Source organism: Polaromonas sp. P4_F6 (genome assembly GCF_056401275.1).
Window position 1 is genome coordinate 14,493 of record NZ_JBFUJQ010000008.1, and the last position, 20,208, is coordinate 34,700.

Below are 20,208 nucleotides of genomic sequence, written 5' to 3' on the forward strand. Positions count from 1 at the left end.
AAAAGGGGCTACGCGAGCCCCTTTTTCGCGTCTGGCGCAGAGCCGAAAACTATCAGGCCGCGTTGTCCACTTCCACGAACTCGTCCGAGCTCTCGGCGGAAACCGCCTTGACAACGTCGTTCACGGCGTTGGCGCGGCCTTCCAGGATCGCGTCGGCGATGCCGCGGGCATACAGCGCCACAGCCTTGGAGGAGTCATCGTTGCCGGGGATCACGTAATCGATGCCGATGGGCGAGTGGTTGGAGTCAACCACGCCGATCAGGGGGATGCCGAGCTTCTTGGCTTCCAGGATCGCGATTTTGTGGAAACCCACGTCGATCACGAAGATGGCGTCCGGCAGGGCGTTCATGTCCTGGATGCCGCCGATGTCCTTTTCAAGCTTTTCGATTTCGCGCTTGAAGGTCAGCTGTTCTTTTTTGCTGATGGATTCGAGGCCGGCTTCCTGCTGGGCCTTCATCTCTTTCAAGCGCTTGATCGAGGTCTTGACCGTCTTGAAGTTGGTCAGCATGCCGCCCAGCCAGCGCTGGTCAACGTAGGGAACGCCGGCGCGCTTGGCTTCGGTGGCGACGATTTCGCGGGCTTGGCGCTTGGTGCCCACCATCAGGATGGTGCCGCGGTTGGCGGACAGCTGCTTGGCGAACTTCATCGCCTCCTGGTACATCGGCAGCGATTTTTCCAGGTTGATGATGTGAATACGGTTGCGATGGCCGAAGATGTAGGGGGCCATCTTGGGGTCCCAGAAGCGGGTTTGGTGTCCGAAATGAACGCCTGCTTCCAGCATTTCGCGCATAGTGGTCGACATAAAAATACTCCAAAAGGTTGTGTCTAAAATCAGCGCTTATCGCCCCATCATTGAGATTTATGGGGCAACACCTTGGGTGGCTGATTTGCGATTTGCATTGCAAACAACAAAATCGTCATTTGCAAAGCCTGTCGAGTATAACATCCCTCCGCCCTCCTCTCCTGAGCCCCCTCCCATCCCATGAGCCAGCCCCCCTTCCCCGGCGACCTCCATGCCGCCCGCCTGGCACTCCAGGAAGGCCATGTGCAAGCCACGGACATCCTGGCGCAGGCCGCCCTGGCCGCGCAAAGCGAGGCCTGCCGCCATGTTTTTATGCCCGGCTCGCCGGCAAACCCGGCTGAAACGCTGAAAAACACGCCCTCCGGCAATGCCGGACTGGCGCTTGCCGGGATTCCGGTGTCCATCAAAGACCTGTTCGACGTGGCCGGCCAGGTCACCGCCGCCGGCTCCAAAGTGCTGGCGCAAGCCGCCCCGGCCCAGGCCGACTGCCCCGCGGTGGCCCGGCTCAGGGCTGCCGGCGCGGCACTGGTGGGCCGCACCAATATGGTCGAGTTCGCTTTTTCAGGCGTGGGCATCAACCCGCACTACGGAACGCCCGCCAACCCGGCCGACCCGGCCACGGCGCGCATCCCGGGCGGCTCCTCGTCGGGCGCGGCCGTGTCGGTGGCCACCGGCGCGGCCCTGGTGGGCCTGGGCTCGGACACGGGCGGCTCCATCCGCATTCCCGCGGCACTGTGCGGCATCGTCGGCTTCAAGAGCACGGCCCGCCTGGTGCCAACCGCAGGCGCCCTGCCGCTATCGACCAGCCTGGACACCGTGAGCGCCCTGACGCGCTCGGTGCGCGACGCCGTCACCGTGCACGAGGTGCTGGCGGCGCGCCGGGTCGGGCTGACCGGCAAGCCCCTGTCCGGATACCGCCTGGCCGTGGCCGGCACGCTGATGCAGGACGCGCTGAGCCGCACGGTGGCCCAGGCCTTTGAGCGCAGCCTGCAGGTCTTGCGCGAGGCCGGCGCGCAGATCGTGGAAATCCCGCTCGAGGAAATCACCGAGCTGGCGGCCATCAACGCCACCGGCGGCCTGTCGGCGGCCGAAAGCTACGCCTGGCATCGCAAGCTGATCGCCGAGCGCCAGTCCGGCTACGACCCGCGTGTCGCACAGCGCATACTGCGCGGCGCCGCCATGAGCGCGGCCGACTACATAGACCTGCTGGCGGCGCGCAAGGACTGGATAGCCCGTATGGAAGCGCGGCTCGACGGCTTTGACGCCGTGCTGTCGCCCACCGTACCCCTGGTTGCGCCGCCCATCGCCGGTTTGCTGAATGACGACACTGAGTTTTTCAGGGTCAACGGCCTTTTGCTGCGCAACACCTCGGTGGTTAACATGCTCGACGGCTGCGCGATTTCCCTGCCCTGCCACACGCCCGGCCAGTTGCCCGTGGGCCTGATGCTGTGGCACGCGGCCCTGCATGACGACGCGGTGCTGGACCTGGCCCTGCAAGTGGAAGCCGCTCTGGCGCAGTCGCTACACCAATAACCGCCGCAACCCCATCCTGCCCGGGCTCGCGGCCTGCTCACCCATAAAAAAAACAATGCACAACAAGATTTCCCGTCCCAAACGCCCCGCCTCCACGCCACGCCGCCGCGGAGCCTTCGCATGAGGATCGCCGTCATTGGCGCCGGCATCATCGGCATCACCACCGCCTACGAACTGGCACTGGACGGCCACGAGGTCACGGTATTCGAACGCCGCGGCGCGGCGGCCGAGGAAACCAGCTTTGCCAACGCCGGCCTGGTCGCGCCCGGCTACGTCACGCCCTGGGCCGCGCCCGGCATGCCGCGCAAGGTCCTCAGCCACCTGTTCAGCCGCCACGCCCCGGTCAAGCTCGGCTTGCCACTGTCGGCCGGCGAACTCGCGTGGATGTGGCAGTGGTTTCGCGCCTGTAAGCTGGACATCTACCTGGCCAACCGCGCGCGCATGCAGCGCCTGGCTTTTTACAGCCGCGAAAGGCTGCATCACCTGACGGCCGAGCTGCAGCTCGAATACGACGGCAGTCCCGGCTATATGGTGCTGCTGCGTTCCGAAAAAGACAGCAAGCTGGTGCAGCCCGGCCTGGCGGTGCTGCGCGACGCGGGCGTAACCTTCAAGGAAATCGGCCCCGAGGAAGTCCTCAAAATCGAGCCGGCACTGAACCCCGACACGCCCTTTCTGGGCGCCGTGCACCTGCCCAACGACGAAGTGGCCAATTGCCGGCAGTTCGCGCTGCTGCTGAAGAACGAGGCCCAACGCCTGGGCGTGAATTTTGAATTCAACACCACCGTGGCCCGGCTGGAGCAGGCGCAGCCCGCCAGCCTGGTCATCGCCGGTGAAAGCACGCCGCGCGGCTTCGACCGGGTGGTCATGTGCGCGGGCCTGGCCTCGGCGCAGCTCTTGCGGCCGTTGGGCTTGAAGATTCCGATGGCCGCAGTCTACGGTTACTCCATCAGCGCGCCGATTCGCGAACCCCTGAACGCGCCGCGCAGCGCGCTGATGGATGAGCGCTACAAGGTCGCGATTTCGCGCATGGGCAACCGCGTGCGGGTGGCCGGCAGCGCCGAAATCGGCGGCTCGCTGGACAACAAGCGAGCCGCCTCGCTGCAAACCCTTTACAAGGTTCTGCACGACTGGTTTCCGGGCGCGGCCCAGCTCTCCAACACCGGCTCCAGCGTGCAGGAATGGAAAGGCGCCAGGCCCATGCTGCCCGACGGGCCGCCCGTTATCGGCGACAGCGGCATCCCCGGCCTCTGGCTCAACCTGGGCCATGGCTCCAGCGGCTGGGCGCTCAGCTGCGGCAGCGCGCGGGCGCTGGCCGACCTCATGGCCGGCAAAAACACCGACATCGACATGGAAGGCCTGGGCGTCGCGCGCCTGGCTTGAGCCTGGCCCGCCGGGCTTTTTTACGCCTGTAGCCGCACAATCGGGCCATGCGAAGAATTTCCAGCGCCCTCAGCGAGCCGCTTCACGGCGTGGCGGCCACCCGCGAACTTGAACGGCTGGCCGCCGCCGGCCTGCCGCCGCACACGCTGATGCAGCGCGCCGGCTTGGCAGTCGCGCGCCTGGCGCTGGCCCTGGCGCCGCACGCGCAGCGCATCTGGATTGCCTGCGGCCCCGGCAACAACGGCGGCGACGGCTTCGAGGCCGCCATGCACCTGCACCGCTGGGGCAAAAATGTAACCCTGACCTGGACCGGCCTGCCGCCGGGCAAAACCGGCCAGCCACCCGACGCCCAGGCCTCGCGCGAACGGGCCCTGGCCGCCGGCGTGCCCATGGCCGCGCAGCCGCCCGAGGACTTCGATTTCTGCATAGACGCCCTGCTGGGCCTGGGCGGCACGTTGGACCCAGCCCGGCCGGGCACAGCCCTGATGCTGCAATGGCTGGCGCGCATGCAGGCCGGCACCGCGCCCCGGATCGCGGTGGACCTGCCGACCGGCCTGGACGCCGACACCGGTGTCTTCGCCGCCGGGTTTGCCACAGGCCCGGAAGTTTTTACCCTCAGTCTTTTGACCCTGAAGCCGGGCCTGTTCACCGCGAACGGCCGCGACTGCGCGGGCCATGTGTGGTTTGACGACCTTGGCACGGCAAGCGCCGGCGCGCCGGCGCCCGATGCCTGGCTGCTGGGCGCCGACCGGGCCCTGCGTGCGCCCAGGCAGACCAGCCCGCATGCGAGTCACAAAGGCAGCTTCGGCGACGTAGCGGTGCTGGGCGGGGAATCCACAGCCCGCAGCCATATGGCGGGCGCCGCGCTGCTGGCCGCGCGGGCCGCGCTGCATGCGGGCGCGGGCCGCGTGTATGTGGCGCTGCTCGGCAGCCCGGCGCTCAGCACGGACCCCCAGCAACCCGAATTGATGTTCCGCGCCCCGGAGGCGCTGGACCTGGCGCGGCAGGTGGTCGTGTGCGGCTGCGGCGGCGGCGATGCCGTGCGCACCGTGCTGCCCAAGGCGCTGTCGGCGGCGCCGCGATTGGTGCTGGACGCGGACGCGCTCAACGCCATTGCCGGGGACACTCAGCTGCAGACCCAGCTCGCGGCCCGCCGCAATCGCGGCTATGCGACCGTGCTCACGCCCCATCCGCTCGAAGCTGCCCGGCTGGCCGGGATCAGCGCCCAAGAAGTGCAAGCCAACCGCCTGGTTCACGCCCGCCAGTTGGCTGAGCGCTTTCAATGCGTCGTGGTGCTCAAGGGCTCGGGAACCGTGATCGCCGCGCCTGGGCAGGCCAGCGCCATCAACAGCAGCGGCAACGCCCTGCTGGCCACGGCGGGCACGGGCGATGTGCTGGCCGGCATGCTGGGGGCGCGCATGGCCGGGGGAGTTGAGGCCTTTGAAGCGGCATGCGGCGCCGTGTTTGCCCACGGCCGCCTGGCCGATGAATGGCCCGCCGGTGAGCAGACGCTGACGGCGTCGGCGCTGGCCAAGGCCTAGATCGCCAGGCCGCTAAACCAGGACCATCAAGGCAATCTGCAGCAGCACGATCAGCACCAGAGCCGAGATGTCGACCCCGCCCACGACGGGGATCACCCGGCGCAGCGGCGCCAGCACGGGCTCGGTCAGGCGGCCCAGCAAGGCATAGGCCGGGGAGCCGGGCTGCACCCACGAAAGAATGGCAAAACCCAGCACCAGGATGAACAGGGTTTGCAGCGCCACGCGCACCAGCATCTTGAGCGCGAACGACAGCAGCGTTAGCAGGACTGCAGGCGCCAGCTCAAGCGCGCCCAGCAGCAGGCCGAACATCAAGGCCCACAGCAAGGCATAGGCCAGCGCCAGCACGGCGGCGGCGATCACGCTGGCCCAGTCCACCCGCGACTGCGCCAGCGACCTGGGCAATGCCCGGCGCAGCGGCTTGACCAGCCAGTCGGTCAGGGCCATGACAAAGCTGCCCGGCTGGGCGCTCATGTTGACCCGGACCCAGTTCATCCAGGCGCGCAGCAGGGCTGCGGCAATCAGCAGGAAAAAAATGGTTTCAAGAAGAAACGACAGGATGCGGATCAGCATGCGCGGCCCGCCCTATGCCAGAAAAGATGAAGAAAACAATCCATGGCTATTTCCTGGACGCCTAGCGGCGGGGCTTCTTGCCCTGTTTGCGCCCGGCGCTGCCGGCGGCCTTCTTGACGGCGGCCTTCAGCGCCTGGATGGGTGACTTGGGCGTGCGCTCGCTGCCGGCGCTGCGGCCCGAACTGCTGCCACGGCTGCCGGAGCGGGTCTCCGCGCGCTTGCCGGCCGTCTGTTTGCCGGCCTTGCCGGTCCGGGGTTCCGCGGCATGGCGAGTCGCGCCGCGCTCCTGGGCCGGCAGCTCGCCGGCATGGCCACCGGTCTTGTCCTTCATCGCGCGGCCGACCAGGTCCTGGCCTTCGTTCACCAGCCGGAAGTCGATCTTGCGGCCGTCCAGGTCCACCCGGCTGACCTGCACCCGCACCCGCGTGCCGATGGCGTAGCGGATGCCCGTGCGCTCGCCGCGCAATTCCTGGCGGGCTTCATCGAAGCGGAAGTATTCGCCGCCCAGCTCGGTGATGTGCACCAGGCCCTCGACATACATCGCGTCCAGTGTGACGAAGATGCCGAAGCCGGTGGCCGCAGTGACGACGCCGCCGAACTCCTCGCCCAGGTGTTCGCGCATGTACTTGCATTTGAGCCAGGCCTCGACGTCACGGCTGGCTTCGTCGGCGCGCCGCTCATTGGCGCTGCAATGCAGGCCGGCGGCCTGCCAGGCGAGTTCGTCGGCGCTGGCTTTTTTGGGCTTCTGCGTGGGTTCCTTGACACGCGAGGCCAGCCGCTTGGACAGCTTGGCCTCGGCCTCGCCCGGCGTGGGCAGGGTCGGCAACTGGTATTTGGCCTTGTTGAGCACCGCCTTGATGACACGGTGCACCAGCAAATCGGGGTAGCGCCGGATCGGGCTGGTGAAGTGCGTGTAGGCCTCGTAAGCCAGGCCGAAGTGGCCGCTGTTCATGGGCGTGTAGATGGCCTGCTGCATGGAGCGCAGCAGCATGGAGTGGATTTGCTGCGCGTCCGGCCTGTCTTTGGTGGCCAGCGCGATGCGCTGGAACTCGCCGGGCTCCGGGTCGTCGCTGATGGTCATGCCGACGCCGGCGGCCTTCAGGTAGTTGCGCAGCATCTCCTTCTTCTCGGGCGTCGGCCCCTCGTGCACACGGTACAGGCCCACGTGCTTGCTCTGCGAGATGAAGTCGGCCGAGCAGACGTTGGCGGCCAGCATGGCCTCCTCGATCAGGCGATGCGCCACGTTGCGCGTACGGGGCACGATTTTTTCAATGCGCCCCGCTTCATCGCAGACGATTTGCGTTTCGGTAGTTTCGAAGTCCACCGCTCCGCGCGTGCCGCGCTCCTTGAGCAAGGCCTGGTAGACGTCATGCAAATCAAGCAGGTGCGGCACCAGCGCCTTGCGCTGCGCGGCTTCGGGGCCGCGCGTATTGGCCAGGATGGCGGCGACCTCTGTATAGGTGAAGCGCGCCTGGCTGAACATCACCGCAGGGTAGAACTGGTAGGCATGGACCTCGCCCTTGGCGTTGACCAGCATGTCGCAGACCATGCACAGGCGCTCGACGTTGGGGTTGAGCGAGCACAGGCCGTTGGAGAGTTTCTCCGGCAGCATGGGAATCACGCGGCGCGGGAAGTACACGCTGGTGGCGCGGTCATAAGCGTCGATGTCGATGGCGCTGCCGGTTTCCACATAGTGGCTCACGTCGGCAATCGCCACCAACAGGCGCCAGCCCTTGCCGCGGCCGACCTTGGCCGGCTCGCAATACACGGCATCGTCAAAGTCGCGGGCATCTTCGCCGTCTATGGTGACCAACGGCACGTCGGTCAGGTCGATGCGGTGCTTTTTGTCGGCGGGCCGCACGGCGTCCGGCAAGGCGCGGGCCAGGGCCAGCGCCTCATCGCTGAATTCATGCGGCACGCCGTATTTGCGCACCGCGATTTCGATTTCCATGCCGGGGTCGTCGATCTCACCCAGCACTTCCTTGACGCGGCCCACGGGCTGGCCGAACAGCGCCGGCGGCTCGGTGAGTTGCACCACCACCACCTGGCCGGCCTTGGCCGTACCGGTGGCGCCCTTGGGGATCAGCACGTCCTGGCCGTAGCGCTTGTCTTCGGGCGCGACCAGCCAGACGCCGCTTTCCTGCAACAGGCGGCCGATGATGGGGTTGGAGGAGCGCTCGATGATCTCGGTCACGCGGCCTTCGGGCCGGTTTTTGCGGTCATGCCGCACGATGCGCGCCTTGACGCGGTCCTTGTGCAGCACCGCGCGCATTTCATTGGGCGGCAGGTAAATATCGGCCTCGCCGTCGTCGCGCAATACGAAACCATGGCCGTCGCGGTGGCCGGAAACGGTGCCCTCGAATTCAGCGAGCAGACCGGAGGAATGGGCGGACGATCCGCCCGTATGGGAATGAGTTGTTTTGATAAAAAGTCTCTTTTTGTTGGGGCTGCTGGTTTTGAGTATGCAGCCGAAATATTTCAGGAAAATTTGTGGGCCGGGGCCTCAGAATGCGTTCAAGTAATGGTACACTGCTAGCTGTGCCCGGGTGGCGGAATTGGTAGACGCGCACGGTTCAGGTCCGTGTATCGCAAGATGTGGAGATTCGAGTTCTCTCCCGGGCACCAGATACACCAAACAGCTTTGCCAGACTCTGAAACGAGCTCTGGAAGAAAGCAAGATTAAAGCCACTGTGACCCAGTGGCTTTTTTTGTTTCCGGGCCCCGCCTTGCGGCCCGGTTTCTCGTGCGCCGGCTTGATCAAACAGGCACGGCCACCAGGTCGTGGCCCTGGGTTCCGACGATGCGGGCCCGGGTGAATTCGCCGACTTTCAGCGTCTTGCTGATTTTCTCGGGCGGCAGCAGCTTGACGACGCCGTCGATCTCGGGTGCATCAGCATAAGAACGCCCGATACCGCCCTTTCGGCCCAGCGCGGGCGCAGAGTCCACCAGCACCTGCATGGTCGCGCCTATGCGCTGCTGCAGCTTCTGGCTGGAAACCGCCTCCGCCACGGCCATGAAACGGGCGCGCCGCTCTTCACGCAATTCCATCGGCAACATGCCCGGAATGTCGTTGGCCGTGGCACCTTCCACCGCGCTGTAGGCAAAGCAGCCCGCGCGGTCGATCCTGGCTTCGCGCATAAAGTCCAGCAGGTGTTCGAACTCAGCCTCGGTCTCACCGGGGAAGCCGGCAATAAAAGTGCTGCGAATCACAATCTCGGGGCAGATCTCGCGCCAGCGCGCAATGCGCTCAAGGTTTTTTTCACCGCTGGCCGGCCGCTTCATGCGCTTGAGCACATCCGGATGGCTGTGCTGCAGCGGAACGTCCAGGTAAGGCAGCACCTTGCCGGTGGCCATCAGGGGCAGCACTTCATCCACACTGGGGTATGGATAGACGTAATGCAAGCGCACCCAGGCGCCATAGGGCTCGGCGATCTCGCCCAGCGCCTGCACCAGCTCCAGCATGCGCGTCTTGACGGGTTTACCGTCCCAGAAGCCGGTACGGTATTTCACGTCCACGCCGTAGGCCGAAGTGTCCTGGCTGATCACCAGCAATTCCTTGACGCCGCCCTCAAACAGTGCGCGCGCTTCATTGAGCACGTCGCCTATGGGCCGCGACACCAGGTCGCCGCGCATCGAAGGGATGATGCAGAAAGTGCAGCGGTGGTTGCAGCCTTCGCTGATTTTCAGGTACGCGTAGTGCCGGGGCGTGAGCTTGATGCCCGCAACACCGAAAGCGTTGGGAACCAGGTCCACAAAAGGATCGTGCGGTTTGGGCAAATTCAGGTGCACCGCATCCATGACTTCCTGCGTGGCGTGCGGGCCGGTCACGGCCAGCACGCTGGGGTGCATCTGGCGCACCAGATTGCCGCCGTCCTCGCCGGCCTTGGCGCCCAGGCAGCCGGTGACGATGACCCGGCCGTTCTCGGCCAGCGCCTCGCCTATGGTGTCCAGGCTTTCCTTGACCGCATCGTCGATAAAACCGCAGGTGTTGACGATGACCAGGTCCGCGCCTTCAAAGGTCTTGGAGGTCTGGTAGCCCTCGGCACTCAGCTGCGTGAGGATCAGCTCGGAATCGGTCAGGGCTTTGGGGCAGCCCAGGCTGACAAAACCGACGCGGGGCGCGGCCTTGGCATTGGCAGGGGCGGAGGGGGAAATTACGTCGCTCATGGGGTCTATTGTCTCAGGGTAGGCGTCAGGGCGAACCGTGAACCCCGGATGGCCTTCAACGGCCAGTATTCGCGCGGGCCCAAGGCCCGGCGTTCAGTTCACTTCTTGAGGCCGAAGGCCTGCAGCATCTGCTCGCTCTGCTTTTGCATCTGCTCTTGCATCTGCGTAAAAACGTTCTTGGATTGCTCCACATAAGTGCCCATCATGCCCTGCATCATGGGCGACTGCGCATTCATGAACTGCGCCCACATTTCAGGTGTCAGCCCCTTGGACTGCTCGGCCATCTTGACTTGCAGGTCCATGAAGCTCTGGACGTTTTTTTCCAGGTAGGCACCCATGAAACCCTGCATCGCGTTGCCGTAAAAACGGATGATGTTGGCCAGCACGGCCTCCGTGAACATGGGCGCGCCGCCGGTTTCTTCCTCGAGAATGATCTGCAGCAGGATGCTGCGCGTCAGGTCTTCGTTGGTCTTGGCATCGCGCACCACAAAGTCGGCGCTCTCCATCACCAGTTGCCGCACTTCGGTGAGCGTGATGTAGGTCGAGGTCTCGGTGTCGTAGAGCCGCCGGTTCGGGTACTTCTTGATCACGCGGGACGCCGCAGCCTTGGCGGCAGCCCGGGCGCTTCTGGCGCCGGAATTGCCGTCGGCAGCCGCATCGCCCTGTGAAGGCGGAAGGCCGGATGCCGGGCTGGTGGATTTGCTTTTTGGCACTGATTTCTCCTCTGAATGACGGCCAGCGACCGGGCGCCGGGGTTCAATACATTCTAGGAATTCTGATGTACACAATCCCCTTGGTTTACCCTGTGTGATGGGCCCGCATCATGAATGCGAAAGCCTGGACAGGAACCGTTTCGAGGGAATTGGTAGGCGCGATTGGACTCGAACCAACGACCCCCACCATGTCAAGGTGGTGCTCTAACCAGCTGAGCTACGCGCCTAAGGACTGTTCGAAGCTAGCAGTATAGCACGTAAATTTACCCCCACGGTCGCGCACTTCGTGTCGCTCCCGAGGCCTTGCAGGCCGCGGCTCGCGAGACGCTTCGCCTCTGTCGCCCGTCCAAGCCTGCGCAGGCAGGCTTGGAGCCGCGGGCTCCAGCCCCTCGGGGGCCGCTGCGCCTGCGGCCCGGCGAAGCCGGTTCCGCGGCTCATGCTGGTGAAGACAGATTCCCAACGCAGCTCGCAACTCAGCGCCTGCGCGCGGAGCGCACGCCCGGCACCTCGGCGACGACGGCCAGCACCTGGTTGAGGCGGCCCGATTGCGCCACTTCCACGGTGAAAGTCATCCAGGCCGTGCCGCCGCGGTTGTCTTTCACCGACTGCGTCTGCACGCCGATCACGTTCATTTTTTCCTTGGCGAAAACCTCGGAAATATCGCGCAGCAGGCCCTGCCGGTCGGCCGCCTCGACGGCGACGTCCACCGGGTAGACCGCGCCGTCGGGTGTCTTGGGTGAATTCCATTGCACCTCGATCACGCGGTCCGGGCTGCCGGCGGCCATGTTGCGGAAGTTGCTGCAGTCGCTGCGGTGGATGCTGACGCCTTTGCCCTTGGTGACAAAGCCGAGGATCTCGTCGGGCGGCGCGGGTTTGCAGCATTTGGCCAATTGCGTGAGCAGGGATCCCATGCCGACAACCAGCACGCCGCCCGCCGCCTTCTTGGCGTTCGAGTTGGGTGCTCGGGCTTTTTTTGCCAGCACGTAATCGTCCTGGCTCAGGACCGGTTCGGGCGGCCTGAGCATGTTCTCTATCGTGCGCAGCGACAACTCGTCTTTGCCCACCACTTCAAACAAGTCATCCGCCGCCTTGAAGCCGAGCTGCGCCGCCAGGTCGTCCAGCTTCATCGCCGTCTTGCCTTCGCGCTGCAGCAGTTTTTCCACGGCCTCGCGGCCCCTGGCCACGGTCTGTTCCATGGCCAACGCGTTGAACCAGGCGCGCACCTTGGACTTCGCGCGATGGCTGCTCAGAAAACCGAGTTCAGGGTTGAGCCAGTCGCGCGAAGGCCCTCCCTCTTTCACGGTGATCACCTCCACCGTCTGGCCGTTCTGCAGCGGCGTGTTGAGCGGCACCATGACACCGTCGATGCGCGCGCCGCGGCAGCGGTGGCCCAGGCTGGTGTGCACACTGTAGGCGAAGTCCACCGTGGTCGCGCCCTGCGGCAGCTCCACAATGGCGGCGTCCGGCGTCAGCACGTAGATGCGGTCCTCGAACAGGCCTTGCTTGGCGCCCGCCGCGCGCTGCGCCGCCGGCCCCGAGAGATCGCGCTCCCAGGCCAGCAACTGGCGCAGCACGGCGATCTTGGCGTCGTATTCGCTGCTGGCCGAGACACCGCCGTAGCCCTTGGTGCCGGCCTCCTTGTAGGCCCAGTGCGCGGCCACGCCGTGCTCGGCATGGTCGTGCATGGCCTGGGTGCGCACCTGGATTTCCACCGCCCTGCCCGCCTCGTCGCGCACCACGGTGTGCAGCGACTGGTAGCCGTTGCTCTTGGGCTTGGCGATGTAGTCGTCGAACTCGCCGTCCACCGGCGTGAAGCGCGAATGCACGTAGCCGAGCGCCGCATAGCAGCCCTTCACGTCGGCGGCGATCACGCGCAGCGCGCGGATGTCGAAGACTTGCTCGAAGTCTAGCGACTTGCCGCGCATTTTTTTCACGATGCTGTAGATGTGCTTGGGCCGGCCCTGCACCAGCGCGGCAATGCCGTTCTGGTTGAGTTCGCGTTCCAGCTGCGCGCGCAGGGCTTCCATAAAGCCTTCGCGCTCCACCCGTTTTTCGTCGAGCAGTCGGGCCGTCTGCTTGTAGGTCTCGGGCTCCAGGAAGCGAAAGGCCAGGTCTTCCATCTCCCATTTGATCTGCCAGATGCCCAGGCGGTTGGCCAGCGGCGCAAAAACATGCAGCGACTCATAGGCCAGCGGCAGCGGCGCTGTCTGCCGCGTCGCGGCGTAGTGGCGCAGGGTCTGCAGGCGGGACGCCAGCCGCAGCATCACCACACGCAGGTCGCGCGAAAACGCCAGCAGCATCTTGCGCACGTTTTCGGTCTGCGCGGCCGGGTCGTCCAGCAGCTGGGCTTTCGCATTCGCCGAACGTGCCTGGCGCTGCACATGAACCAGCTTGGTGGTCTCCATGGCCAGCGCGGCATAGTTGGCGCCGAAGGCCTTGGTGATCACTTCCTGCGGCTTGTTCAAATGCTGGCAGGCATAGACCAGGTAGCTGGCCGCCTGCATGGCTTCGGAGCCGCCTATGGTCTTCAGGATGGCCGCCACCGCGTCGGCATGGGCGAGGATGTTTTCACCCGTGTCATGCGTTTCGCTGGCGATCAGGGGCTCGGCGAACGCGCGGGCGCGGGCCAGCGCATGCGGCTGGTCCGGCAGGCTGTCGGCCGTGGCGGTCACGATGGAGGCATTCGCCCCCTGGGAGGCTGTCGGGCCACCCGGCCCGACCACATTGCTTTTCATGAAACTTCAGTCAAATGGTTGCGCGGCCTCAGCCCAGCAAAAAGCCCGTCACGGCGGCCAGCTGGTCAGGCGCGATCAGCGTGGGCGCATGTCCCACGCCTTCAAATTCCACCACGCGGGCACGCGGCCCGCGCTGCGTCATGGCCTGGGCCGTTTGCGGGCTCAGCAAGTCGGATTGCCGGCCCCGTATCACCAGGGTTTCGGCCTTGATATTGTCGTAGAGCTGCCAGAGCATGGTCTCGCCCTGGCGCGCGGATTCCTCGGTTTCCTGCTTGAAGGGCACGGCGATGGCCGGGTCGTAGTGCAGGCGCCACTTGGCGTCAGCGGCTTCCGAAACGCGCCTGAGCATGGGGCGCGACAACGCCAGCCACTGCTCGGGCGTGTGCGGGCCGAAGCTCTGGGAGATCGCCCACATCGCATCGGCCGCTTCCTGCACCGAGCCGAAGTGGCCGGCCTGGCCCAGGTAAGCGCCTATGCGCACAATCGCCTGCCACTGGATGGCCGGGCCGACATCATTGAGCACCAGCCGTCGCACCGGCGCGGGCAGGGGCAGGTTGGGCGTTCCGCACACCGCCACGCCGATCAGGCCGCCCATGCTGGTGCCCACCCAGTCCAGCGAGACCACCGGCGCCTGGGCGTGCAGCTGGCCCAGCATCGCCAGCATGTCGCCCGCATAGGTGCGCAGCTGGTAGCCCATGGGGTCCTTGAGCCAGTCGCTTTCGCCGCGGCCCACCACATCGGGGCAGACCACGCGCCCATCGGCCTGCTCGGACAGCGCCCGCGCCAGCACGTCAAAGTCGCGCCCCTGGCGCGACAGGCCGTGCACACAGACGATCAGGTGCGAACTGTCCGGCCGGCCCCACTGCCAGTAAGCCATGCGGTGGCCGCCGCCGGCATCGGGGCAGTTTACGTAGTTCAGCGTAGGTTGGGTCATGGTGCGGCGGTTCAATTCAAAGGCTTGATAATTGCTTGAGAAATCAACCCAGCGCCAGGTGCACGGCGCGAGGTTCGGGATCCCAGTTCAACCATCGTAAATCATCCGGAGAAACAATATGCTCAAAGGTAAAACAGCCCTCGTCACCGGCTCGACCAGCGGGATAGGCCTGGGCATCGCCAAAGCGCTGGCCGCGCAGGGCGCCAACATCGTGATCAACGGCTTCGGCGACGTGGACGGCCCCAAGGCCGAAGTGGAAGCGCTGGGCGCGCGCGTGGCCTACCACGGCGCCGACATGAGCAAAGTCGCCGACATCGAGGACATGATGCGTTACGCCGCCGCGCAATTCGGCCAGGTCGACATTCTCGTCAACAACGCCGGTATCCAGCACGTGGCGCGGGTCGAGAACTTCCCGGTCGAGCGCTGGGACGCCGTGATCGCCATCAACCTGAGCAGCGCCTTCCACGCCACCCGCCTGGCCCTGCCCGCCATGCTGGCGGCCAACGGCGGCAAGGGCTGGGGCCGCATCATCAACGTGGCCTCGGTCCACGGCCTGGTCGGCTCGGCCGAAAAATCCGCCTACGTCGCCGCCAAGCACGGCATCGTGGGCCTGACCAAAGTCACCGCGCTCGAGAACGCCACCACGGGCGTCACCTGCAACGCCATCTGCCCCGGCTGGGTGCTCACGCCTCTGGTGCAAAAACAGGTGGACGCCAAGGCCGTCGCCGGCAACATCAGCAACGAGGCCGCGACCAAGCAATTGCTGGGCGAAAAAGAACCCTCCATGCAGTTCACCACGCCCGAAGAACTGGGCGCGCTTGCGGTGTTTTTCTGCTCGCCGGCCGGCAACAATGTGCGCGGCGTGGCCTGGAACATGGACGGCGGCTGGGCGGCGCAGTAAGCGGCCTTACAGCAGCCGGCTCACGTAATCGCCAATCGCCAGCGAACTCGTGAGCCCCGGCGATTCAATGCCGAAGAGGTTGACCAGGCCCGCCACGCCGTGATCACGGGGCCCCTGGATGAGGAAGTCCTTGGCGGCCTCATGCGGCGCCTGGATCTTGGGGCGTATGCCGGCATAACCCGGCGTCAGCGCACCGTCGGCCAGCGCCGGCCAGTATTTACGCACCTCGGCATAAAAAGCCTCGCCGCGCGCCGGGTCCACCACCAGGTCCTCGGGCGAATCCACCCATTGCACGTCGGGGCCGAACTTGGCCTGGCCGCCCATGTCCACCGTCAGGTGCACACCCAGGCCGGCAGCCTCGGGCACGGGGTAGATCAGGCGGCTGAAGGGTGAGCGCCCGGGCAGCGTGAAGTAGTTGCCCTTGGCGTAATGGCTGGGCGGCACATGCCGCGCGGGCAGGCCGGCAAAGCGCCCGGCCAGTTGCTGGGCCTGCAGGCCCGCGGCATTGATAACGGTGGTAGCTGCGAGCTCGGTGCCGTCTTGCGCCGCCAGGTAAATCGCCGAGGCCGAACATTCAGCGTGCGCCAGCGGCGAATTGAGCGCAACCAGCCCGCCCGCGTTCTCGAGGTCGCCCTGCAGCGCCAGCATCAGGCCGTGGCTGTCGACAATGCCGGTGCTGGGTGAATGCAGCGCGGCCACACATTCGAGCTGCGGCTCCAGCGCACGCGCTTCTTCGCGGGTCAGCAGCACCAGGTCGTTCACGCCGTTGGCGGCGGCCTTGTCGCGTATGCCCTGCAGTTGCGCGACCTGCGCCTGGCTGGTCGCCACAATCAGCTTGCCGCAGCGCCTGTGGCCTATGCCGCGTTCGGCGCAGTAGGCATACAGCAGTTCCTTGCCCTCCACGCACAGCCTGGCCTTGAGCGAGCCTTGCGGGTAATAGATGCCGGCGTGTATCACCTCGCTGTTGCGCGAGCTGGTGCCCGTGCCTATCGCATCGGCGGCTTCCAGCACCATGACCTCCCTGCCCCGCAGCGCCAGCGCGCGCGCCACGGCCAGGCCCACCACACCCGCGCCTATCACCACACAATCGACTTTGTCCATCAGCGGCCTTCAAAACCTTCAATGACATTGACCGCATTGGTGCCCAGTTCAGCGGCCGCATAGCCGCCTTCAAGCACGAACACCGTAGGCAGGCCCAGCTTGCCCAGGCGCTCGCCGAGGCGGATGAAGTCGTCCGGCTGCAGCGCGAATTTGGAGATCGGGTCCCCGGCAAAGGTGTCCAGCCCCAGCGACACCACCAGCGCGTCCGACTTGAAACTGGCGATGCGCAGGCAGGCCGCTTCCAGCGCCTCGAACCAGCGCGCCGCCGTGCAGCCCGCCGGCAGCGGCAGGTTCAGGTTGAAGCCCGCGCCCTCGCCCGTGCCGGTCTCGTCGGCATGGCCCAGGTAAAACGGGTACTCGGTCATGGGGTCGCCGTGCAGGCTCACAAACAGCACGTCGGCGCGGTCGTAAAAAATGCTTTGTGTGCCGTTGCCGTGGTGGTAATCGACATCGAGCACCGCCACGCGCGCCGCGCCGCCATCGCGCAGCGCCTGGGCGGCCACGGCAGCGTTGTTCAAAAAGCAATAGCCCCCCATGAAGTCGGGCCCCGCATGGTGCCCGGGCGGGCGGCTGCAGCAGAACACGGCGCGCTCGCCTGCCGTGAGCAAAGCCGCGGCGCTGGCGGCGGCATCCGCGCCGGCCTTGGCGGCCTGCCAGGTGCCGGCCGACAGCGGCGTGCCGTTGTCCATCGAATACAAGCCCAGCCGCGCGGTGAAGTTGAGCGGCTCCACGTCGCTGCGCAGCGTGCGCACCGGCCATACCGAGGGAAAGGGCTGGCGCTCTTCGTTGCCGGCTTCCAGTTGCACCCAGTCGCGCCAGGCATGCTCCACAAACGCGAGGTAGCGGGCGCTGTGCACCTTGGCCAGCACCGCGCGGCTGTCGGCATCCGGCGTCTGCAGCACATGGCCGCGTTCGCTCAAACGGGTTTTGACATATTCGGCGCGCGCCGGTGTTTCAAAACAGGGCACACGCTCACCGCGGAAAAATTCGTGCTGCGGGGCATGGGCATGGTGGCTGTCGCTGAAAAAGGTAAGCATGGCGGCGGAGGGGTTGGGCAAAAATGCAGACGGCGGCTCGCGGGCTTCACATCGCGCGAGGGTCGGTGTTGAGCAGCCGCTCGACCAGCGAGCGCAAACTGGCCTTGAGCGATTCGGCGCCGGGTGTCAGCGCGAAGCTGCTTTCATCCATGTACAGCTTGCGGTTGATTTCGAGCTGGATGCTGTGCCGGTGTTCGGCGGGCCGGCTGTAGCGGCGAACCAGTTCCACGCCCTTGTAGGGGTGGTTGTAGGCCACGCTGTAGCCGCGCGCCTTCAGGTGTTCGCACACCAGCCTGGACAAAGCCTTGCTGGCCGTCGTGCCTTCGCGGTCGCCCACCACGAAGTCGGCATGCGCCTCGCCCGGAAAATCCGTGGCGCTGCTGGAGGCCACCGCGGGCATGGAATGGCAGTTGATATGGATGCTGTAGCCGTGCGCCTCATGGGCGGCGTCAATCGCACGCGCAACGGCCGCGTGGTAGGGCTTCCAGCACTGCTCTATGCGCGCCTGGATTTCCGCCACACCCAGCTTGCGGTCGTACAGCGGCACGCCTTCGTCCGTGGTGCGCCAGATCAGGCCTTTGCCCAGGCGCACCTTGGACAGTATCTTGGGATCGGTCTCCACCGGCCCGGGCCAGGGCCCGTCCAGCAGGCTTACGTCCATTTCCGTGGTGTTGCGGTTGGCGTCGAGGTAGCTGCGCGGAAAGTGCGCCTCTATCCAGTGCACGCCCAGCGCGGGGGCAAAGTCGTAGAGTTTTTCGACATGGGTGTCTTCGGCGCTGCGCAGCACGGCGAGTTCGCAGGCGTGCCGGAAATCCGCCGGGTAGACCGTTCCGCTGTGGGGAGAATCCAGGACCAGCGCTGTGCTTCCGGGCAGGTAGGTAATGAGCGGCATGCCCTGACTTTAGCACCGCAAAAATCGGCTCAGGAGCCCTTCATGGCGCCGCGCCAACACGTCCCGCCGTACGCAAACTCTGCGGGCAAACTTCCGCTTGTCCTACAGGGATTTAACTTTTGCACCCACAAAAGCGCACCCGGGTGCACCTTAAATTTCACCACGGAAATCAACAACTTGCGGCCGTTTTGCCACAAGCGTGACGCCGCCTATTTATCCATTGAAATCCCCTGAAGGAAACACCATGCCATCATTGACCCGTACCTTTTCCGCCTCCCTGCTGGCCGCGGCCGCGCTGGCGGCCGCCACCGGCGCGCAAGCCCAGAGCAGCTCCAGCACCGGCATGTCGAGCAGCAGCAACTATTCCTTTTATGCACCGGGTTCGCGCTACTTCGGCCTGAACGTGGGCCAGTCGGACTTCTCGCTGCCCAGCGGGGCTGGCGGTTTCCCGTCGGACAACAAGGACACCTCGTACAACCTTTACGGCGGCAGCTACTTCAACAACAACTTCGGCCTGGAACTCGGTTACACCGATTTCGGCAAAGCCAACCGCGGCGGCGGACAGACCGAAGCGCAAGGCATCAGCCTGAGCCTGGTCGGACGCCTGCCGCTGAGCAACTCCTTCAACCTGCTGGGCAAGCTGGGGACGACCTACGGGCACACCCGCGTGTCCGCCTCGCCGGCTTCAGGCCTGGCCTCCGGCAGCGACAACAACTGGGGCGTGTCTTACGGCATAGGCGCCGAATGGGCTTTTACCCCGGCCCTGTCGGCCGTGCTGGCATGGGACGAACATAACCTGAAGTTCGTGGGCACCGGCAAGGAACGCGTCAGCACCACCAGCCTGGGCCTGCGCTACCGCTTCTGACCGGCCTTGACGCAAGCGCGCTTGCCGCGCCCGTCGCCACCCGCCCGCATGCCCGCCCAGGCTGCGGGCTTTTTCACGTCCCGCCCGCGATCGCGGCCGGATTTGCGGGCCCGGTGGGCGCCAGCATTTCCTGCAACAGCCAGGTGCCAGCGCGGCCCAGGGAGCGCTGGCGCGACCACACGGCATCGACCGGCACGCGCCGCGGCCAGCCGCGCGCGTCGAGCTCGCTGAGCTTGCCAGTGGCGAAACGCGTCACCATCCAGCGCGGAATCGCCGCCCAGCCAAAACCCAGCACCGCCATTTCCATCAGCATGAGGTAGCTGGGCGCCGACCAGGCGCGGCGCGACTGAGGCAGCCCCTGGGCGCCCTGCTCCCCCTCTATATATGTATCGAGCCGCAGTTCCCTGAAGCCGGCCAGCAGTTCGGGCGTGATGTCCTTCTTGCCGGCCAGCGGGTGGCCTGTGGCCACAAACAGCGTGATTTCAGACTGCTCGGCAATGGTGGCCGAGCCTATGTCCGGCGGGTAGGCGTTTTGCGCGGCCACCACGCCTATGTGCGCCCGCCCGGTCTGCACCAGCGAAACCAGGTCGCCATGCTCGGCAATCAGGCATTCGAATTCGAGGTCCGGAAAGCGCTGCTCAAACGCCAGCAGCATTTCCTCAAACCGGTCGGACTGGTAGGTATCGGACCAGACCACGCTGAGCTTGGGCTCCATGCCGCCGCCCAGCTGGCTGGCGGCGCGGTCCAGCCGGTCGCTGGCCGCCAGGATTTCCTGCACCTTGCCCAGCATGACCCTGCCGTGCTCGGTCAGGGCCGGCTTGCGGCTGCTGCGGTCAAACAGCGTGATGCCCAGGTCGATTTCCAGGTTGGCGATGGCGCTACTGACGGTCGACTGGCTTTTGCCCAGCTTGCGCGCCGCGGCCGAAAACGAGCCCAGGGTGGCGGCCTCGGCAAAAGCAGTCAGGGCTTCCGGGGAGTGGCGCATAGGGCGGCCTTTTATCTATTTTTACGATAGTAATTGATTTTAATCTATTCGA

At 65.7% G+C, this 20,208-nt stretch carries 17 protein-coding genes and 2 tRNA genes; 7 read left to right on the plus strand and 12 right to left on the minus strand.

Features of this window, described 5'->3' with window-relative positions:
- Nucleotides 1-52: 52 nt before the first annotated feature.
- Nucleotides 53-802, minus strand: a complete 750-nt coding sequence (gene rpsB, locus AC1DUN_RS17950) for a 30S ribosomal protein S2 (protein WP_413329170.1) — start codon at nt 800-802, stop codon at nt 53-55.
- Nucleotides 803-982: 180 nt separating this feature from the next.
- On the opposite strand from rpsB, the gene AC1DUN_RS17955 reads away from it, so the two are divergent.
- From AC1DUN_RS17955 to AC1DUN_RS17965, 3 genes are all read left to right on the plus strand, one after another.
- Nucleotides 983-2,335 (plus strand): amidase, encoded by a 1,353-nt coding sequence (locus tag AC1DUN_RS17955; protein WP_477715156.1) that lies wholly within the window; start codon nt 983-985, stop codon nt 2,333-2,335.
- A 120-nt stretch (nt 2,336-2,455) separates the two neighbouring features.
- The gene (locus tag AC1DUN_RS17960; protein ID WP_477715157.1) at nt 2,456-3,715 is read left to right on the plus strand and encodes a D-amino acid dehydrogenase; all 1,260 of its coding nucleotides are present in this window, start codon (nt 2,456-2,458) and stop codon (nt 3,713-3,715) included.
- Between the two features lie 47 nt (nt 3,716-3,762).
- Entirely contained in the window at nt 3,763-5,256 is a 1,494-nt protein-coding gene (locus tag AC1DUN_RS17965; RefSeq protein ID WP_477715158.1) for an NAD(P)H-hydrate dehydratase, read from the plus strand.
- Nucleotides 5,257-5,268: 12 nt separating this feature from the next.
- On the opposite strand, the gene AC1DUN_RS17970 is transcribed toward AC1DUN_RS17965, so the two are convergent.
- Nucleotides 5,269-5,826 carry a YggT family protein gene (locus AC1DUN_RS17970; RefSeq protein ID WP_477715159.1) on the minus strand — a complete coding sequence of 186 codons (558 nt, stop codon included), beginning with the start codon at nt 5,824-5,826 and terminating at the stop codon, nt 5,269-5,271.
- Between the two features lie 61 nt (nt 5,827-5,887).
- Nucleotides 5,888-8,200, minus strand: a complete 2,313-nt coding sequence (rnr, locus tag AC1DUN_RS17975; protein WP_477715323.1) for a ribonuclease R — start codon at nt 8,198-8,200, stop codon at nt 5,888-5,890.
- Here rnr and AC1DUN_RS17980 point away from each other — a divergent pair.
- Both AC1DUN_RS17980 and AC1DUN_RS17985 read left to right on the plus strand, forming a co-directional pair.
- Nucleotides 8,153-8,362, plus strand: a complete 210-nt coding sequence (locus AC1DUN_RS17980) for a hypothetical protein (protein WP_477715160.1) — start codon at nt 8,153-8,155, stop codon at nt 8,360-8,362. The two genes, rnr and AC1DUN_RS17980, sit on opposite strands and share 48 nt — an antisense overlap.
- Nucleotides 8,363-8,366: 4 nt before the next feature.
- Nucleotides 8,367-8,451 (plus strand) — tRNA-Leu (locus tag AC1DUN_RS17985).
- A gap of 132 nt (nt 8,452-8,583) precedes the next feature.
- Here AC1DUN_RS17985 and rimO read toward each other — a convergent pair.
- The 5 genes from rimO to AC1DUN_RS18010 form a co-directional block, all read right to left on the minus strand.
- Nucleotides 8,584-9,993, minus strand: coding sequence for a 30S ribosomal protein S12 methylthiotransferase RimO (gene rimO, locus AC1DUN_RS17990; protein ID WP_477715161.1), 1,410 nt, complete (start codon nt 9,991-9,993; stop codon nt 8,584-8,586).
- A gap of 98 nt (nt 9,994-10,091) precedes the next feature.
- Nucleotides 10,092-10,583, minus strand: coding sequence for a polyhydroxyalkanoate synthesis repressor PhaR (gene phaR, locus AC1DUN_RS17995; RefSeq protein WP_051001938.1), 492 nt, complete (start codon nt 10,581-10,583; stop codon nt 10,092-10,094).
- Nucleotides 10,584-10,856: 273 nt separating this feature from the next.
- Nucleotides 10,857-10,933 (minus strand) — tRNA-Val (locus tag AC1DUN_RS18000).
- 246 nt (nt 10,934-11,179) lie between these two features.
- On the minus strand, nt 11,180-13,441 hold the full coding sequence (locus AC1DUN_RS18005; RefSeq protein WP_477715162.1) for a RelA/SpoT family protein: 2,262 nt from the start codon (nt 13,439-13,441) through the stop codon (nt 11,180-11,182).
- Between the two features lie 28 nt (nt 13,442-13,469).
- Nucleotides 13,470-14,375, minus strand: a complete 906-nt coding sequence (locus AC1DUN_RS18010) for an alpha/beta fold hydrolase (RefSeq protein ID WP_477715163.1) — start codon at nt 14,373-14,375, stop codon at nt 13,470-13,472.
- Between the two features lie 118 nt (nt 14,376-14,493).
- Between AC1DUN_RS18010 and AC1DUN_RS18015 the strand changes: the two genes are divergently transcribed.
- Nucleotides 14,494-15,276: a 3-hydroxybutyrate dehydrogenase gene (locus AC1DUN_RS18015; protein ID WP_477715164.1), complete on the plus strand. Its 783-nt coding sequence runs from the start codon at nt 14,494-14,496 to the stop codon at nt 15,274-15,276.
- Nucleotides 15,277-15,282: 6 nt separating this feature from the next.
- Here AC1DUN_RS18015 and AC1DUN_RS18020 read toward each other — a convergent pair whose 3' ends face one another.
- The 3 genes from AC1DUN_RS18020 to AC1DUN_RS18030 are packed head-to-tail and all read right to left on the minus strand — an operon-like array spanning nt 15,283 to nt 18,306.
- Nucleotides 15,283-16,377, minus strand: a complete 1,095-nt coding sequence (locus tag AC1DUN_RS18020) for an NAD(P)/FAD-dependent oxidoreductase (RefSeq protein ID WP_477715165.1) — start codon at nt 16,375-16,377, stop codon at nt 15,283-15,285.
- Nucleotides 16,377-17,414, minus strand: a complete 1,038-nt coding sequence (locus AC1DUN_RS18025; RefSeq protein ID WP_477715166.1) for a histone deacetylase family protein — start codon at nt 17,412-17,414, stop codon at nt 16,377-16,379. The genes AC1DUN_RS18020 and AC1DUN_RS18025 overlap by 1 nt, the downstream gene beginning before the upstream one ends.
- Nucleotides 17,415-17,460: 46 nt before the next feature.
- Nucleotides 17,461-18,306: an N-formylglutamate amidohydrolase gene (locus AC1DUN_RS18030; protein WP_477715167.1), complete on the minus strand. Its 846-nt coding sequence runs from the start codon at nt 18,304-18,306 to the stop codon at nt 17,461-17,463.
- Nucleotides 18,307-18,550: 244 nt separating this feature from the next.
- Between AC1DUN_RS18030 and AC1DUN_RS18035 the strand changes: the two genes are divergently transcribed.
- On the plus strand, nt 18,551-19,171 hold the full coding sequence (locus AC1DUN_RS18035; RefSeq protein ID WP_477715168.1) for an outer membrane beta-barrel protein: 621 nt from the start codon (nt 18,551-18,553) through the stop codon (nt 19,169-19,171).
- 73 nt (nt 19,172-19,244) lie between these two features.
- Here AC1DUN_RS18035 and AC1DUN_RS18040 read toward each other — a convergent pair whose 3' ends face one another.
- Nucleotides 19,245-20,156 carry a LysR family transcriptional regulator gene (locus AC1DUN_RS18040; RefSeq protein WP_477715169.1) on the minus strand — a complete coding sequence of 304 codons (912 nt, stop codon included), beginning with the start codon at nt 20,154-20,156 and terminating at the stop codon, nt 19,245-19,247.
- Between the last annotated feature and the right edge of the window lie 52 nt (nt 20,157-20,208).